The 17,317-nt window shown below is 70.5% G+C and carries 6 protein-coding genes; 4 read left to right on the plus strand and 2 right to left on the minus strand.

What is annotated here, in order from left to right:
• Positions 1-412: 412 nt before the first annotated feature.
• Positions 413-10,138: a hypothetical protein gene (locus AAFX79_06175; GenBank protein MEO1008132.1), complete on the plus strand. Its 9,726-nt coding sequence runs from the start codon at positions 413-415 to the stop codon at positions 10,136-10,138.
• 129 nt (positions 10,139-10,267) lie between these two features.
• On the opposite strand, the gene AAFX79_06180 is transcribed toward AAFX79_06175, so the two are convergent.
• A complete protein-coding gene (locus tag AAFX79_06180; GenBank protein MEO1008133.1) occupies positions 10,268-12,031 on the minus strand; it encodes a VCBS repeat-containing protein in 1,764 nt (587 codons plus the stop codon).
• A gap of 13 nt (positions 12,032-12,044) precedes the next feature.
• On the minus strand, positions 12,045-14,513 hold the full coding sequence (locus tag AAFX79_06185; GenBank protein MEO1008134.1) for a hypothetical protein: 2,469 nt from the start codon (positions 14,511-14,513) through the stop codon (positions 12,045-12,047).
• 158 nt (positions 14,514-14,671) lie between these two features.
• Here AAFX79_06185 and AAFX79_06190 point away from each other — a divergent pair, with 158 nt between their 5' ends.
• Genes AAFX79_06190 through AAFX79_06200 form a run of 3 tightly spaced genes read left to right on the plus strand, consistent with a single transcriptional unit; the run spans position 14,672 to position 17,275 of the window.
• Positions 14,672-15,520, plus strand: coding sequence for a pseudouridine synthase (locus AAFX79_06190; protein MEO1008135.1), 849 nt, complete (start codon positions 14,672-14,674; stop codon positions 15,518-15,520).
• Positions 15,513-17,099, plus strand: a complete 1,587-nt coding sequence (locus AAFX79_06195) for a YhjD/YihY/BrkB family envelope integrity protein (GenBank protein ID MEO1008136.1) — start codon at positions 15,513-15,515, stop codon at positions 17,097-17,099. Before AAFX79_06190 ends, AAFX79_06195 begins: the two co-directional genes overlap by 8 nt.
• A 41-nt stretch (positions 17,100-17,140) precedes the next feature.
• Complete coding sequence (locus tag AAFX79_06200; protein MEO1008137.1) at positions 17,141-17,275, plus strand: hypothetical protein; 135 nt, start codon at positions 17,141-17,143, stop codon at positions 17,273-17,275.
• Positions 17,276-17,317 lie beyond the last annotated feature (42 nt).

A 17,317-nucleotide genomic window follows, 5' to 3' on the forward strand; every position in this document is an offset into this window, starting at 1 on the left:
CACAGATGCCCGAGGCAGCCCCGCGGTGCGGCCGACGCCGGCCGGCATTGCGTAGGCGCCCGCGGACTGGGAGCAATCGATGACGCAGCTACCGAGCAGCAGGATTTGTCTAGCCTGTGGCGGACCTTCCTGATATGCTTGCGGACGCTGGAGGCGGCGGGGTGCGGCCCCACCAGCGCGAGGACGTGAGACCTGCTTCGTACCCACCCGGCGGCCCCTGGCACGGTGCCCGGTCCGCCACCCACGCTCGCCCGAGCGTGTGACGCGCTCGCCCGCAGCCCGCGGGCGGCGACGGGTCGATCCGCCCGCCGGAGCGACCAACCATGCCGGCCCCGGCCCACCCCGGCCGGCATCGATGCCCCGAAGATGCACCGTGCAGCACGGTGTCGCATAGAGCCAGCGAGGAGCGGTCATGAAGCCCAACCGCCGTTCGACGACCCGCCCGTACGTTCGCCAACGCTCCGGCCTCAAGAAGCAGGACGCGCACGGCGCGGCCTCCCGCTTGGCCGATCTCGCCGGACGGGCCCAGCGGCCCGACGTCGAGCCGCTCGAGCCGCGGCAGCTGCTCTTCGCCCTGACCGTCGACCCGTCGTCGGTGGACCCCACCACGGGCGTGGGCATCGCGACGGCCTACTTCGGCTACACGATTCCCTACCTGCAGTTCCCCGATGACATCGGCGACGACGACGACGAGCTCGTCGACGAGGACTTCGACGAGGAGGGCGGCAACGGCACGCCCGTGATCTCGCAGACCGTCTTCGACGGCTCGAACCTGTTCATCCAGCACAACATCACGCCGTCGGCCGACATCCAGCTCGTGTCGCCGCCGGGCGTGGACCCGAGCCAGAGCGACGAGGCCCGCGTGCAGGTGCTGCTCCAGGAGGGCGAGCAGTTCACGCTCTCGCTGGTAGCCTCGGAGGACCGCACCGACCTGATCCGCGCCGTCCGCAGCGTGCAGCTCGACTTCTTCGCCGCGCCGGGCTCGACGCAGGGGCTCGACCTGCAGAACACCCGGGTCAACCTGTTGTTCCAGGGCCAGGTCGTCGAGTCCTTCGAGGGCGTCGCCGAGCTCGAGGCCTTCCGCCAGGGCGGCGTGTCGGGCTCGGGCGTGGGCACCTTCCTGTTCGCCGCGTCGCCGATCCTGTCGGGCGAGGCCTCGCCGGCGTTCGACTCGATCCAGTTCGTGTCGATCGGCGGCCCGAGCGCCGCCTTCCAGTTCGACAATTACGCCGCAAACGTCCCGCCGGGCAACTTTGCCGACCTGATCGAGGGACGCATCTTCGGCGTCGAGGTCACCCTGGCCGGCTTGCCGGGCACCACCGCCGAGTTCTTCGACCTCTACGGTCGACCGATCATCCAGACCATCGCCGTCGGCATCCCGGATGCCGACCTGGAGCTCCCGATCGTCGATCGAGACGATAACGGCGTGCCGGACTTCAACGATGGCATCGGCCGCATCATCCTGAGCAACTACGACGCCGCGACGACGCTGACCATCTTCGGCGGCACGATCGAGGCCGGCGACCCGGACCCCGACGCCGACTTCTCGCAGGGCGGCTTCAACTTCGTCGGCGTCCAGGACCTGCTGGGCTTCGGTGATCAGTTCGAAGAGGCCGGCTTCGGCTTCCGGCTCGTGCCCGATGGCGACGGCGAGGTCGACGGCCTCCCGCCGGCCGCGGGCTCGGTCGCGCTCGGCTCCCCGTACTTCCGCGACAACACCTCGCAGGCGTCATACAACCCGGCGGGCCTGCCCGCGACGCGGAACTTCGTGGACCCCGATCAGGGCATCTTCGCGCTGGGCACCCAGCCGCTCGGCAGCGTGATGCTGCACGGCATGCTGTTCGGCAACTCGGTATTCAACGGCCCGGTCGACCGCCTGGCGTTCATGCCGGTGTACGGCTCGGTCACGGTCAAGGGCGACCTGGGGACCTTCGTCGCCGGATCCGAGGCGGGCCACTGGGTGCCCGACGACACCAACGACATCACCAAGACCGGCGGCCAGCTCATCGTCGAGCGCACGCTGGGCCAGGTCCACATCGCCGGCCGCTCGCTGCTGGACACCACCGTGGTCGGCGACCTGAGCTCGCCCGCCACCCGCCCCGCGGGCGACATCATCACCTACTTCGAGCTCGAGTTCCCGCTGGGCATCGATACCGATGGCGACGTCGACACCCGCACGACCATCGAGGCGCTGCTCTTCGGCGGCGCGATCGGCCGGGCCGAGGCGGCGATCTCCAACACCATCAGCCCCGTCGCACGGTTCGACCAGGCGCCCATTACCGGCGGGAGCTACTTCCGCAACGATTCGATCGGCAGCGCCGAGTTCATCGGCAACGCCGGCAGCCAGGTCCAGGTCATCGGCGACATCGGCTACGGCGACCCGGTCAACACCGCCGAGGACGCGGTGGACGTCTACGCGATCGCGCTGGACGGCACCCGGCCGGTCATCATCGAGGCCAGCACCACCTCGCCGGCATGGGAGATCCGGATCGTCGATGCGCGGGGCCGGCAGGTCGCCGCCGTGGCGAACGACGAGACGCTGATCAACACCGGCCGCTACTTCCTCGAATACACCCCCGAGTACGCGGGCGTGTACTACATCGTCATCTCCGATGCGCCCGAGGGCGATCTCGCGGGCGGCTTCTTCTACGCGCTCAACATCAGCGGCCTGGCGCCCGTCACGCTGGGCACCTACCGCACCGGCTCGGGCCTCGGCACCCCGGCGGTCGCCTTCGAGCCCGGCGTCTCGACCACGAGCGGCTCGATGTCGCTCAACGTGCTCTCGGGCGCGATGGGCTCCATCCGCGCGGGCACGGGCTATTCCTCCAGCGGTGGCGGCCAGGTGAGCGCCGACGAGGCGATCAACTTCACCGACGAGGGCACCGCAACGGGCGATGCGCCCGACGAGCGGGCCAACCTGGCCGCGGGCAGCTACACCATCACCGGCGGCGACCTGTTCGAGATCTATGCCGGCTCGGACATCGAGACCACCGCCGAGCCGCTGACCTTCCAGATCGGCGGCAACCTGGGCTACCTCATCACGGGCCAGTCGCCGATCATCGGCGTCAACCCCAACGAGGGCGACGTGCTCGCCGGCCCCGCCCTGACCTTCAACGTCTCGGGCAGCATCGGCTTCCTCGACATCGCCGGCGGCCTGGGCATCGACCAGGACGTCGATACCCTGCCGATCCCCGGCGTGGGCGCACCCAGCTCGATCTCGTTCCGCACGGGCCTCGGCGGCGGCGCGGGCGACATCGGCTTCATCCGCGTCGGATCGCACGTGGGCGCCGACACGGTCAACATCGTCACGTCGCCGGGCTCGACGATCGGCGGCTTCGTCATCGTGCAGGACGTGGCCTTCGATCCCGAGCAGATCTTCCTGGGCATCGACGGCGGCACCTTCGGCAACGCCGTCAACCTTGATCTGGGAGCGGGCAGCGACCTGCGCTTCTTCGACACGCCCCGCATCGTGTCGCAGGCCTCGGCCCGCGCGGGCCTCGACCTGCTGATCGGCGAGACCATCGAACTCGTCGACGACGCCGGCGGCACGTTCACGATTACCGTGAGTGGCGGCGGCGCACCGGGCACGAACGTCGGATTCATCCGCTTCATCGCCATCGATGGCTCGGACGGCGTGGCCCTGGGCACCATCGAGGTCGACCTCTCGGGCGGCCGCACGCTGACCATCAACGGCGTGGACGGCACCGCCGACGACGTCATCAGCATCGGCCGCATTGACGTGCAGAACGCCGACGGCCAGTCGGACATCAACATCACCGGCGACGTGCAGATCGACGTCTGGCAGATCGTCCAGACCGGCGGCGGCGCGTTCGACTCGATCACCAACCAGACGCCCGGCGGTGACATCGTCGCCATCGACGTGGCGGGCATCAACACCGTCGACATCGAGGGCGATCTGGGCCGCACCCAGGTGTCGGCCTTCGGCCCGACCCGCATCTCGCCGTTCTACGGCATCAATGGCAGCGGCATCCAGGGCATCCTGGGCCCCGAGACCTTCCAGATCATCGCGGCGACGATCGAGCCGGACTGGAACGGCCAGCTCTACCGCCCCATCGGCGATACCAACTACGACGCCGGCAACGGCTACCTGAGCGATCTCGGCTCGCCGCTGGACCCGTACCTCGACGGCCTGTTCGTCCGCGGCGGCAACGTCGCCCTGGTCTCGGTCGAGGGCTCGGTGGGCGACATCATCCTCGCGCCGACCGCGACGCTGACGCAACTCAACGTGGATGACGACGACATCACCTCGGCGAGTGGCTTCGACGGCATCTTCGGCACGATCTACGCCGGCGACATCAACTCCATCGACGTGGGCGACGGCGTCGTGGCCCCCACCCAGAACTCGCTGTCGACGTCGGGCATCTTCGCCGCCGACGACATCATCCAGCTGATCGCCGAGGACGCGGTGATCGCCGCGAACATCATCGCCGGCAACGCGGTCGCCGAGGGCGGCTTCGGCGGCGACAACGGCATCATCGATCTCGACCTGAGCAACACGCTCATCACCGATGCGTTCATCGGCGCCAACAACCTCGACGTCTTCTGGCTCTCGATCAACTACGGCGACGACTTCCTCCGCACGGGCGAGGTCCAGAACATCATCGGCACCGACGGTACGCGGATCTTCCGCACGCAGATCTCCGCGGGGTCCTACGACGAGATCAACATCGATGGGGATCTCGATGCCGTCCAGCTCGACTCGGCCGGCGATCTCCGCCTGATCCAGGCCGCCAACATCATCAACAGCACCGCCGGCGGCACCGCCCGCGAGCTGTTCCGCTCGCTCTTCTTGATCGACGGCGACGTGGATGACATCATCCTCGGCGACGGCAGTTCGGCGGGTCCGTTCGCGGGCGTCCTCTCGGACACCACGTTCAACATCTCCGGCGAGATCGAGAACGGCATCGACGCGCGGCTCGTGCAGCGTTCCGACATCGGCGTCGCGGGCACCATCAACAACTTCGACGCCGAAGAAATCCGCTCCACGCAGATCAGCACGGGCCAGATCGTGGACTTCGAGGTCGTCGGAGCCATCCGCGCCTCGGAGATCAGCGTCTCGGGTCCGCTGGCCAGCCTGGTCGCCGACGAGATCACGGGCACGGCCATCAGCATTACGGGTCCGGACGGCCGCCTCGACCTGCTCCAGGTCCGCACGCTGTTCGACGGCGCCATCCTGGCCACCGGCCCCATCGCGCTCGTCGAGGCGACCGAGGGCGACCTCAAGGGCAGCCTGATCACGCGGACCGCCCGCGGCAACGTCGACGCCCTGGTCGCCTCCCGCGACATCCTCCTCGAGACCGACATCAGCGGCACGCTGACGAGCCTCGATGTCGGCCGCAACCTCGGCGCCATCGACAACCCGACGGTCTTCCTCGTCCGCGGCGACCTCGCGGGCGCCGACATCTCGGGCGGCGGCCTGTATTCCGACCTGCGGGTGGGTGACAACGTCACCGGCCCCATCGTCATCGGCGGCCTGCCGGGCCTGCCGGGCAACAACCAGATCCCCACTGGCACCATCGAGGCCTTCGGCAACATCGGCCTAGTCACCATCAACGGCGACTTCGGCGGCAGCATCATCAGCCACTCGGGCGGCATCGGCGATGTCATCATCAACAACGGCTCGCTGCTGCCGCAGGCCAGCGTGTCGGCCTTCAACTCCAGCATCAACAATCTGGTCATCAACAGCGGTCATCTGCTGGGCGACGTCCACGCCGACCGCGTCATCTTCAACATCACCCTCAACGGCTCCGAGGATGGCGTCTTCGGCGACATCGGCGTCAACCCCGAGCTGTCGAGCTTCGCGGCGGCGACCAGCCTCCGCAACCAGCTGCCCCCGGGCGTGGGCGTCAGCATCGCCTTCGACGGCCCGCGGATCACCGCCGGCGAGGACGTGGGCAACATCCTGCTGACCAACGGCTCGATCTTCGAGACGCTGATCTTCGCCAACGACGCCATCGGCGGCATCCGCGTCACGGGCAACATCCAGAACGACGGCTCGACCTCGGGCTTCGGCACGCAGATCGTCGCCGGCAACTCGATCTTCCTGGTCGAGGCCACCGGCAGCATCAGCAACGCCTTCATCGGCGCGGGCATCTTCGACCTGGGCGCCGACGGCCGCGCGGGCGGCACGGGCGACAACGCCGACGCCGTCAAGTCGGGTCGCGTGCGGACCGTCTCGGCAGGCGGTGACGCGACCAACGTCGCCATCGCTTCGGGCATCGTGGCGGGCGCCGACGGCATCTACAACACCGCCGACGACCTCCACGCGATGGGCATCTCGATCATCCAGACCGTCACCGTGGGCGGCGCCGTCACCAACGTCAGCGCCCACACCGACACGGGCCTGCCCAACGCCACCGCCGGCATCACCACGGGCGGCCAGGCGACCCCGGTCGCGGGCGGCGCGCTCGCGACGATCGGCTTCGTCGCCGACCAGTCCACCTTCGACTTCGCCTCGCTGGGCACCGTGCTCACCGCGGGCGAGGCCTTCGAGTTTACCCGCGGCGTCGCCACGGGCACCATCACCTTCTCGGGTCCCGGCACCGCCATCTGGGATGCCGCCCAGGGCCGCCTGCTGCTGGTGAGCACCAGCATCGCCTCGACGGTGCAGATCTCCAACGTCAGCACCGGCGCGCTCGAGGACTTCGACATCATCACCAACGACGACGCCTCGATCGGCCGCATCGACGTCGACGCCGTGCTGTTCGGCGACTCGGACATCATCATCGACGGCTTCGCCAACGAGATCGTCGTCGACGGCTTCTTCGGCACCGGCGACATCTTCGTCGGCAACGACATCCAGCTGCTGCAGACCGGCACCGCCGAGAACCCCGGCTCGCTGCTCACCGAGGGCGAGATCCGGGCCGTCTTCCTCCGCAACCTCGTCGTCACGGGCGATCTGGGCGGCGAGACGCCGCAGCGGCCGGGCGAGTTCACGACCCCGACCATCACCATCTTCGGCACCGCCGGCATCGAGGTCGGCGGCGGCATGCGGGCGGTCATCAGCGCCGACAACGGCATCCAGGGTGCGCTCTCGGTCGCCGGCGGCATCTCCGATAGCCGCATCCGCTCGGGCGACGGCATCGGCCAGGTGAACTCGTCGAACATCATGCGGTCGCGGATCTCGGCGGCCAACGGCATCGCCGGCGTCACCGTGCCCGGCTCGGTGTTCGATACCTCGATCATCGCCGGCGCCGACCTGGGCCGCGACGGCTCCTTCGGCGGCACCGGCCTCGACGCCGACAGCACCAACGGCGGCAACATCGGCGCCGTGACCGTGGGCGGCAACTTCCGCGAGAGCGACGTCGTCGCCGGCCTGCTGCGGGGCCCCGATGGGTTCTTCGGCACCAGCGACGACCTGGTCTCGGGAGGCCGCTCGAATACTGGTCCGGTCAGCATCGCCGGCAGCGACGTCGGTTCGAACCGCGGCTCGGAGTCCTACGGCGTGTTCGCGACCGGCGAGGTTGGCCTGGTCACCGTGGGCGGCCTCGAGGTCGACGAGTTGCTCAACTTCTCGGTCGACCTGCAGGACACCCTGCCGGGCGTCTTCACGGTCGAGGACATCAGCGTCGCGTTCGACGGCGGCGTCTACATCGCGTCGATCACCTTCAACCAGGCCATGGACGCCGCCTCGGTCCGCGAGGGCCTGCTGATCAGCGAGGTCCGCGACGGCGGCGTGGTCACCATCCGCCTCAACGAGGGCGTGGACTACCTCTTCGATTTCGACGACGACTCCAACACCGCGCTGGTCACCTTCCTGACGACCGTTACCGAGCGGGACCTGCCGCTGCTGCCGGGCCTGCCGGCCCCGGGCCTGTACCGCTTCGAGCTCGACCCCGGCATCGTGCAGGCCCAGAACGTGGCCGCCCGCCTCGATGCCGACGGCGACGGCTTCGCCGACGAGGACACCTTCTTCTCGGCCGACGCCTTCGTGGGCGACGTGGGCGACAAGATCAACCCGGGCGTGGTCACCGTCGATCGCGGCCTGCTCGGCCCCGGCCGGGTGGACTTCTACGGCCCGGGCAGCCTGGACGTCGCGCTGGACGACAACCTGCAGCCCGACGCGCTGCCCGACATCAACACGACCTTCACCCTCCAGGGCTTCCTCGGCGACCACCCCGACAGCGACGCTCAGGCCTTCGCGCTCGCCAGCGACGTGGACGTGTACACGATCACGCTGCAGGCCGGCCAGATCCTCCGCCTGGGCGCCAACACGGGCTCGGCCTTCAACGCCGGGATCCTGCTGCTCGACGAGGACGGCTTCGGCCAGCTCGGCTTCAACACCGCCAGCATCACCCTGCCGGCCGACACCAGCCAGCTGCTCGAGGGCGTCACGACCTTCGGCAACGACTTCCTCATCACCGAGACGGGCACCTTCTTCCTGGTGGTCACCAATGGCACCATCCAGAACATCTTCGACGACGACGGCGTGGAGAACATCCTGCCGGCGGCGGGCCTCGTGGGCAGCTACGAGTTCACGCTGCAGGTCTTCGACGACGGCGACTCGGGCTTCACCGCCTCGACCAACTCGGGCGACGGCCGCCGCCTGATCGAGGCGCCGAGCGCCAGCGCCTTCGCCGGCGCCGATGGCACGCTGGGGACCACCGATGATCGCGCCTCCATCACCGTGGGCGCCTTCACCTTCACCGTCGACGCCGCCACGGGCGAGGTCACCGGCACCGACAGCAACGGCGTGACCTCCTCGCGGGACGCCAGCGGCACGAGCACCGTGCTCATCGAGTCGGCCATCGGCAACCCGGGCGCCCGCGGCCTGCCGGGCGACATCACCGCCGACGTCGACGTCTACCACCTCAACAACCGCCAGAACCTCCAGGCCGGCGACCTGCTGGAGATCACCGTCAAGCTGTCCGAGACGGGCGCCGATCTCGGCGGCCGCCGCTTCACGGGCACGCTGGAGACCATCACGCAGGACTTCGCCGGTTCGGTGCAGCTCGCACTGTTCAACACCACCAACTCCACCGGTGTCGCCGACGGCGAGCTGGTCTTCTCGCCCACCGAGTTCCTGCCCAGCGCCGCCGAGGGACCGGCCGTCTTCGCCGAGGACGACATCCTCAGCTACGGCACCGACGAGAACGGCGACTTCTTCATCGTCACGCAGGTGCCCGAGACCGGCACCTACGCGGTCTACCTCCAGGGCGTGTTCAACGCCGACTACCAGATCGAGGTCCAGCGCAGCGTCGTCGCGCCGGGCGTCGAGGCCTTCGCCGGACCCGATGGCACCTTCGGCACCTTCGACGACATCGAGCGCCTGCTGCAGGGCCGCTTCCGCTACACCTTCAACGCCGGACCCGATGGCACGCCGGGCACGGCCGACGATTCGGTCGACGGCGCGCTCATCCCCGTCTCGCAGAACGTGCTCATCGAGTTCGATGGCGGCGAGATCGATTGGCTCGAGGTCGGCGGCCAGATCACCGAGCTGCTGCCCTACAGCAGCTCCGCCCTGGGCTTCACGGGCACCATCGACGACATCCCCGTCGATCGCTTCGTCCGCGATCAGGTCGTCGACAACCTCAATTCCATCTTCCAGTCCGCGGGCTTCGACGTCACCTTCTCGGAAAACGCCGGCGACTTCGAGTTCCAGGACTTCTCGACCGTCTTCGTCACCGATACCGCCGACCCGGTCAACTTCACCTTCTCGGCCGACCCGCTGGGCTTCTTCTTCAACCCCTTCGCCTTCGAGATCGGCGGCTTCAATTTGGGCTTCGAGGAGATCTTCGGCTACTCCGAGCGGTCCGACGCCTTCAACATCGACGGCTCGGACGAGGCTGCCGTCTTCGTGCCCCAGCTCATCGCGCTGGGCTTCAACCCCAGCGAGTCCGACGTCACCGAGCTCACCGAGTCGCTCAGCGCCGCCATCGGCCGCCGCGTGGGCGAGCTGCTCGGCCTGCGGACGACCACCGGGGTCTTCCCCTCGCCCGCCGTCGACGTGCTGGCCTCCAACTCGCCGGGCACCACGCCCACGGGTGGCGGCTCCTACGTCATCCCCGACGCGCTGCGTCGCCTCTCGACCGACTTCGACGCGCTGTCGGACACCGACTTCTTCCTGGGCGCGCAGAACTCCGCCTCGCTGCTCGACCTCATCCTGGCCGACCGCTAGGCGAACGCCACCCGACCGGGCGACGCGAGAAGCCCGGCGGCATCACCCAGCCCCATCCCGCCCCGCCGAGTGCAGCCCTCCGGGCCACTCGGCGGTTTTACTTCTGGGGCCGCCGACCTCGATCGATCGTCAGCGACTGGCGTCGGCCGCCCGGACGACGTGCGTGCCGGCGGGCACGTTCGTCAGCGTGGTCCGCAGGCCGTCCGCGCCGGGCCAGAGGATCTCCACACGCTCGGCCGGCGCACCGCCGAGAGCCGCGTGCACGACGAACGCGTGCTGCTTGCCCTGGTGCCCGCCGATGCCGACGAGCTGCCTCGATTGCGTGATGCGTTCGCCGCCGACGACCGCCGTCACCCGCACGATGGCGCCCAGCGGGTCGCGGGCGACGCCGCGCTCTGGGGCGCCCACCAGCCGCAGCACCAGGCCACGCCGCGCGTCGCCGTCGGCGGCCCGGTTCTCGAAGATCCGCAGCCGGGGCGTCCGGCCCGCCCGCTGGCTCGCCGGCAGGCGGTTGAAGCTCTGGCCCACGACAATATCGAGATCGCCGTCGCCGTCGAAGTCGGCCAGCGAAGGCTGGCCCGCGCCGATGTGGTCGATGCCCGACCAGCTCGTCACGTCTACGAGGCCGCCGTTCCGCTGCGCAAAGATCCGCAGCCGCTGGTTGTCCGGGTAGTCGCTCGAGCACAGCAGCACATCGAGGCGACCGTCCAGGTCGAAGTCGGCCAGCGCGCCGTAGATGTCGCCCTGGTTCCAGCTGCGGACGGCCGGGTCGGCGGGCACGCGATCGAGCGAGAGGCCTTCGCGGGCAACGAACAGCGGACCCGCGAAGCCGTCCTCCCGCAGCAGCACCCGCGAGCGGTCGGAACTTTCGCCCGCCCAGCCGTGGGTGATCTCGGTGAGCAGCACGTCGAAGTCGCCGTCGTTGTCCACGTCGCCGACGGCCGCGTCGAAGGTGTTGCCGTTGGCGCGGAAGGGCCGCTCGTCGTCGCGCTCGAACCTGGGATCCGTGCGTGCGCGCTCCTTCAGCCATTCCGGATAGCGGCCGTGGCGGATCGCGTCGCCGTCGAGCTTGACCGACGCCGCGACGTCCACCGCACCGCCCTCGGTCGGCCGCCACAGCCGGTTCCACCGACGCCCGTAGTTCAGCTCGAGGATCTCGGGGACGACGCCGCTCCGCGAGTCCTCTAGCAGGTCGGCGACCAGCACGCCGTAGGTCGGCCGCCCGCCCGCGTCGGCCTCGCCATCGAACGCGACGCCGTCGGTCGGCCACGGCAGTCGCTCGAAGCCACCGTCTTCGCGCTGGCGGAGCACGTCGCTGGCGAAGCCCGCGAGGCCCCCGCCATAGCGCTCGTACCAATGACCGACGACGAGATCCAGCCGGCCGTCGGCGGGCGGCAGGTCGGCCACCGCGATGGCGCACGCGGTCGCCCTCGTCGCCGCGTCTATGGGCGTGAACGCGCCCACCGGATCGCCGAAGGTGCCGTCGCCGTTGCCCCGCAGCCACGCCAGCCCCCGCGGCGTGCCCGCGGGCGGCGGCTCGAAGTCGGGGTTGTTCACGTCGAGATAGCGGGACACGATCGCGTCGGCCATGCCGTCGTTGTCCACGTCGGCGAACACCGTGATGTCGCCCCGCCGCCGCTCGGGCAGCCCGCTCCGCTCCACCTCGACGAATCGCCGCGCCCCGCCGCCGGCCGGCCGGTTGAGGAACACGCGGGTCCGCTGCACGATCAGGTCGTCGAAGCCGTCGGCGTCGAGATCCGCGAAGGCGGCGTGCTGGGCCTCGATGCCGTCCAGCCCGAGCCGCGCGGTCGCGTCGGCGAAGCGCACCTGCGCGGCCGCGCCGCTCGCCGCCACGACGCCGGCGAGACCCGCCGCGATCCGCGTCCGCCGCACGACCATCTCCCGCCTAGGCCCGCGCCGCCTTGCGACGGCCGCCGGCCTTCTTCTTCGCCGCCTTGGTGCGCGACGACGCCGGCTTGGCCTCGACCTGCGCCGACGAGGCGCGCGCCGCCTTCTTCGTGGTCTTCTTGGCCGCACGCTTCGGGGCCGACTTGCTCGCGACGGCCCTGGGCGTCGGCTGGGCGCGGCGCGAGCGGGTTGCCGTGGCCGACTTTGCGGCCACCTTCTTGCTGGCCGCCTTCTTTGCTGCGGCCTTCTTTGCTGCGGGCTTGGTGCCGGCGGCCGACGCCCGCGCGGTCTTGGCGGCGGCCTTCTTGGCGGGCGTCTTGCTCGCCGCCGACTTTGCCGCCGCCGGCTTGCGGGCCGCCCGTGACTTGGGCGCCGCGGGCACGCCGCCCTCGGCCAGCTCCTCCACCACGCTGGCGAGCTGGCTGAGCTTCTCGACCGCCGCCGGCGAATTGCCGGTCTCGGCCTGCAGCTCGCTCGCCGCCGCGTGCGCCGCGAGCACCGCCTCGTGCAGCGCCGCCCGCGAGGCCTCCGCCCGCTCGGCCGCCCCGGTGAGGGCGTCCATCTGGGCCTTCACGTCGCCCTCGGACTCGGCGATCGCGTTGGACACCTCGACCTGGCGATCCAGGACCGCATCGATGGCGCCGCGGCCGGCGTCGGCGATCGCGTCGATGGCCGACTCCAGTTCCGCCTGCGCGCCTTGGGTGCCCTCGATGGCACGCTGCCGGAGCGCGTCGGCCTCCTGCGTGGCCTTCGCGAGCGCCTTGGTGTGCTTCTCCAGCTCGCCCTTGGCGGCCTGGACCGCGTCGCTCCGCACCGCGTCGACGTCCTTGGTCAGGTCCTCGACGAGCGAACGCAGCCCCTCCGCGTGCCGGCGGACCTCCTCCTCGGGCACCCGCATCGATTCCTCGATCTCCTTGCGGCGCTCGACCATCGCGGCCTCGGCCGCCTCGGCGAGCTTGGTGGCCCGGGAGATCGATTGCTGCAGCGCGTCCCGCTGCTCGATGACGCGGTCCATCCACTGCGCGATCGAGTCGATCGACTCCGACAGCGCCCGCCGCGCCTCGTCGGCCTGTCGCCGGCAGCGATCACCCGCCTCGGCCGTCTCGTCCATACGCTGGGCGGCGTCGGCGGCGCGATCCGCGATCGCCGCCAGCGTCCGCGGCGAGGGATCGGGCACACCAGCGCCTGCGGTCTCGAAGATGTGCTCGGCCCGGGCGCACAGCCGGCGAACGCCGTCGAGATCGTGCTCGAACACCGCCCGCGCCGCCGCCCGAGCCTCGCCCGCCGTCTCGAGCGCCGCCCGCGCCTCGTGGCGGACCTTCTCGACCATGGGCTCGACGCGCTGCTCGACGTACTTCGTCGCGTCGGCGCCGATGCTCTTGGCCTTGGCCTCGTGCGCCGTCAGCGTGTCGGCAAGCCGCGCCTCGGCCTGCGAGACCGTGTCCCGCGCCGCCACGTCGGCGGCCTCGACCAGCTCGTCGATGCGGCCCGTCAGCCCCGACACCCGCTCGCCCAGATCGCCGTGCGCCGTGTCGCGGAGCTCCTGCAGCTCGGACGTCGCCTGCGTGCGCGCCCCGGCGATCTCGGTCCGGGCGGCGCTGGCGGTCTCGCGGACCGCCTCCAGCGACTCGTCGCACGCGGCGTGCGTCTTGGTCTGCACCTCGTCGGCGAACTGCAGCAGGTCGCTGCGGACCGCTTCGGCCCGCTCCTCGGCGGTCCGCACGGCCTCATCGCGGTGGCGGGCCATCGACTCGATTGCGTCGCGGGCCGCCTGGGACACCTCCGATGCCGCGGTCTGGCTGGTCTCCTCGACCGCGGCGTTCGCGTCGTTGCGCAGCCTCGAGATGGTGGCGACGCCGTCGTCCCGCAGCTCGGACAGCGCGGCGGTGCCCTCCTCCACCAGCGTACCGACCTGCGCGACGTGCTGCTCCAGCTCGCTCGCGCGGCTCTGGCCGATCTCCTCGATGCGGAGCACCGCCTCCTGGGCCGCGGCCGCACCCGCCTCGAACACGCGGTGCTGGGCGCCCTCGAGCATCTGCTGCATCCGCTGCTCGGCCGTAGCCGCCCGCTCGGCGCTGGCCTCGGCCCGCGCCGTCGACGCCTCGATCGTTTCGAGCTTGGCGTCCATCTGGCGGATCAGCTCGCTCGCGCGGCTGAGCTTCTGGTCGACCGATGGCAGCAGGTCGCCGATGGCCCGCAGCGACTTGTTCGCCTCGGTCGCCGTCCGCCGGAGGTTGTCGCCCTCGCTGGCGGTGGTCGCCAGCAGCGTGCGGAGCATCTGGGCGTACTCGTCGAAGGCCACGCGATCGACCACGCGGGGCGACACGAACGCATCGCCCGCCTTGGCCTCCATCGTGCCCGCGCCCTTCTCCCGCGGCCGCCGCGGCGCAGCCTCCGGCGGGGGCTCCTCGGCGGTCGAGCCCTTGCGGCGATCGCGTCCGGGTGCGTAGATCGGTGTGGCGGCCATGCATCACCTCCGCTGCGCGCAGCACGTTGGGGCATCGGCATCGTGCCGCGCGCCCCTGCAGTCATCCAGCGAGCATACTACGAGCCGGCGGCGGCACCAACACGCCTCGCGACCATCCCAAAACCGGTCCGGGGCCAGCCTCGCGTACGATCCGCCAGATGACAGCAACCGACAACACGCTCCGCGATGGCTCCCGAGGCGAGCGGCTGCAGCGCGTGCTCGCCGACGCCGGCGTCGCCTCCCGCCGCGCGTGCGAGGAGATCATCCGGTCCGGCCGCGTCGAGGTGAACGGCCTGATCGTCACCGACCTGCCCGCCTGGGCCGATCCTGCGCTCGACGACATCCGCGTGGACGGCCGCCGCGTCCGCGTGCCCGACCAGACCACGACCGTCATCTTCAACAAACCGCCGCGGACGCTCACGACGGCGGCCGATGAACCGGGCATGGACCGCCGCACGGTCATGGACCTCGTCGAGCACCCCGAAGCCGACCGGCTTTTCCCGGTCGGCCGGCTGGATTACGACACTACGGGCCTGCTGATCCTCACCAACGACGGCGAGCTGGCCAACCGCCTGGCCCACCCCCGCTACCAGATCCCCAAGACCTACCGCGTGCTCGTCAGCGGCGTGCTCGACGACGACCGCCTCAAGGCGCTCAAGCGGGGCGTCGTGCTGGCCCACCGGACACAGGGCCGCACCGAGGGCGCCCAGCGGACCGAGGCCATCGGCGTGCGGGTGCTCAGGCAGGACCGCGACCGCACCCGCCTGGAGATGACGCTGCACGAGGGCCGCAACCGCGAGGTCCGCCGCGTGCTCGCCCGGGTGGGCTGCCCGGTGCGGAAGCTCGAACGGATCGCCATCGGCCCCGTCAAGCTGGGCCGTCTGCCCCGCGCCCACTGGCGGGACATCCGCCCGAGCGAGCTGCGGAACCTGCGGGAGGCCGTCGGACTCATCCAGCCGCGGCGCCGCAAGCCTGGCAATCGCGGGCGGAGGGCGGCCCATGGGTGAGCGCTGGTCCTGGTTGCAGCAGCCCAGCCGCGAGGAGATCTCGCGGGCCGTGTACGTCAGCCGACTGGCGCTCCGGGGTCTGCTCCGCTCGCGGCTGCCGCAGATGGCCGCCGCCCTGAGCTACCGCACGCTGTTCAGCCTGCTGCCGGTGAGCATCGTGGCGCTGGTGCTCGTGCGGTCGTTCGTCTCGGATGCGGAGCTGGCAGCACTCGTGAAGCAGGCCATCGAGTACAGCGGCATCGCGGAGGTAATCCGCACCGACGTCGCCGAAGAGCGCTCGGCCTGGGGCGATTCGGGCGGGCTGCCTCTGGTCGGACCGTTCGAGACGCCGTTCACGGGCCCGCTGGCGGGTCCGCCCGCGTCCACGCCCGAGAGCCCCGACAGCCAGGCCGCGCTGGGAAATGGGGCTGACGCGCCCGAGGAGTCCCGGGCAACCGACGCCCCGAGCACGCCCAACCTCGACGCGAAGATCGAGGAGAGCATCGGCAAGCTCGGCCAGGTGCGCTTCGCGGCCATCGGCGTCATCGGCGGCATCGTGCTGATCTACGCCGCACTCTCGATGCTCGTCGAGATCGAGCGGGCCTTCAACCAGATCTGCCGCGCCGAGACCGGCCGCAGCTGGGTCCGCCGCATCACCCAGTACTGGACGCTGCTGACGCTGGGCAGCATCTTCCTGGCGGGCACCTTCCTGCTGACCATCCAGGTCCGGGGTTGGGTGGACTCCTTGGCCGATGGCGGCGACGCCTGGGGCCGACTGCTCGTGGGCGTGGCGGCCTTCGGCGTCACCACCGCCATCAGCACGCTCCTGCTGCTGCTGGCCTACTCCATCCTGCCCAACCGCAGGCTGCGGCTGCGGCCGACCGCGGCAGGAGCGCTCGTCGCCGCGGTGTGCTGGGAGGCCGGCAAGTGGGGCTTCACGCAGTACCTCGAGTTCGCCTCGACCGGCGCCTATGCGACGCTCTACGGCTCGCTGGCGCTCGCGCCGCTCTTCATGCTCTGGATCTACGTCACCTGGCTCATCGTGCTGTTCGGCCTGCAGGTGGCCTACGGCGTGCAGATGCTCGAGGACGGCGTGGACGAGGCCGCCGAAACCGACACGCCCCAGCTCGTGCTCGGCGGGCCGGGCGTGCTGATCGACGCCGCCGCGGTGGTCGCCCGCCGATTCCAAGACGGCAAGGCCGCCAGCACCGCGGAGGTCGCCGGTGAGCTGGGCATCCGGGCGCGGCAGGCAGATCGGTTATTGGACGTGCTCGCCAAGGCGGGCTTCGTCCGCGAGGTCGACGAGGACATCCAGGGCGTCACCCTCGCCAGGCCGGCCGACCGCATCCAGCTCAAGGACCTGCTGGACCTCGCCCGCACGCTGGCGAGGATCGGCGAGCGGCAGGATTCGGCATCGGGTGAGATCCTGACGGCGGCCGAGCAGGCGCTGGGCGGCGCTACGCTTGCAGAACGGATCTCGGGCCCGGATTCGGCCGAATCGGCAAAGGACGAGGCATGCCCCACCGACGACCCACACGCACGGCTCCGCATCGAACCCGATCCATCCGGGTCGGCCGATGGTGCGCGGGGATCTCCCTAGCAGCCGGGCTGCTCGCCCAGGCCGGCTGCTACGAGCGGGTGGTGCAGTCCCGCGGGCTGGGCTCGAGCAGCTCAAAGCTCCGCAGCGAGCACGAGTCTCGGCCGTTCAGCGGGCTCACCGTGGAGCAATCCAAGAAGCGCAAGGGCGACGGCTACAAGTCGGATTACAAGCGATAGCACGAGGACGGCCGGACGCGGCCGCAAACCATCGCAGCGAGG

It is taken from the genome of Planctomycetota bacterium (assembly GCA_039819165.1).
Taxonomy (GTDB): domain Bacteria; phylum Planctomycetota; class Phycisphaerae; order Phycisphaerales; family UBA1924; genus JAHCJI01.

Coding starts and splice junctions, on each gene's coding strand:
- AAFX79_06175 (MEO1008132.1), top strand. CDS start 413: ATGAAGCCCAACCGCCGTTCGACGACCCGCCCGTACGTTCGCCAACGC.
- AAFX79_06185 (MEO1008134.1), bottom strand. CDS start 14,513: ATGGCCGCCACACCGATCTACGCACCCGGACGCGATCGCCGCAAGGGC.
- AAFX79_06190 (MEO1008135.1), top strand. CDS start 14,672: ATGACAGCAACCGACAACACGCTCCGCGATGGCTCCCGAGGCGAGCGG.
- AAFX79_06195 (MEO1008136.1), top strand. CDS start 15,513: ATGGGTGAGCGCTGGTCCTGGTTGCAGCAGCCCAGCCGCGAGGAGATC.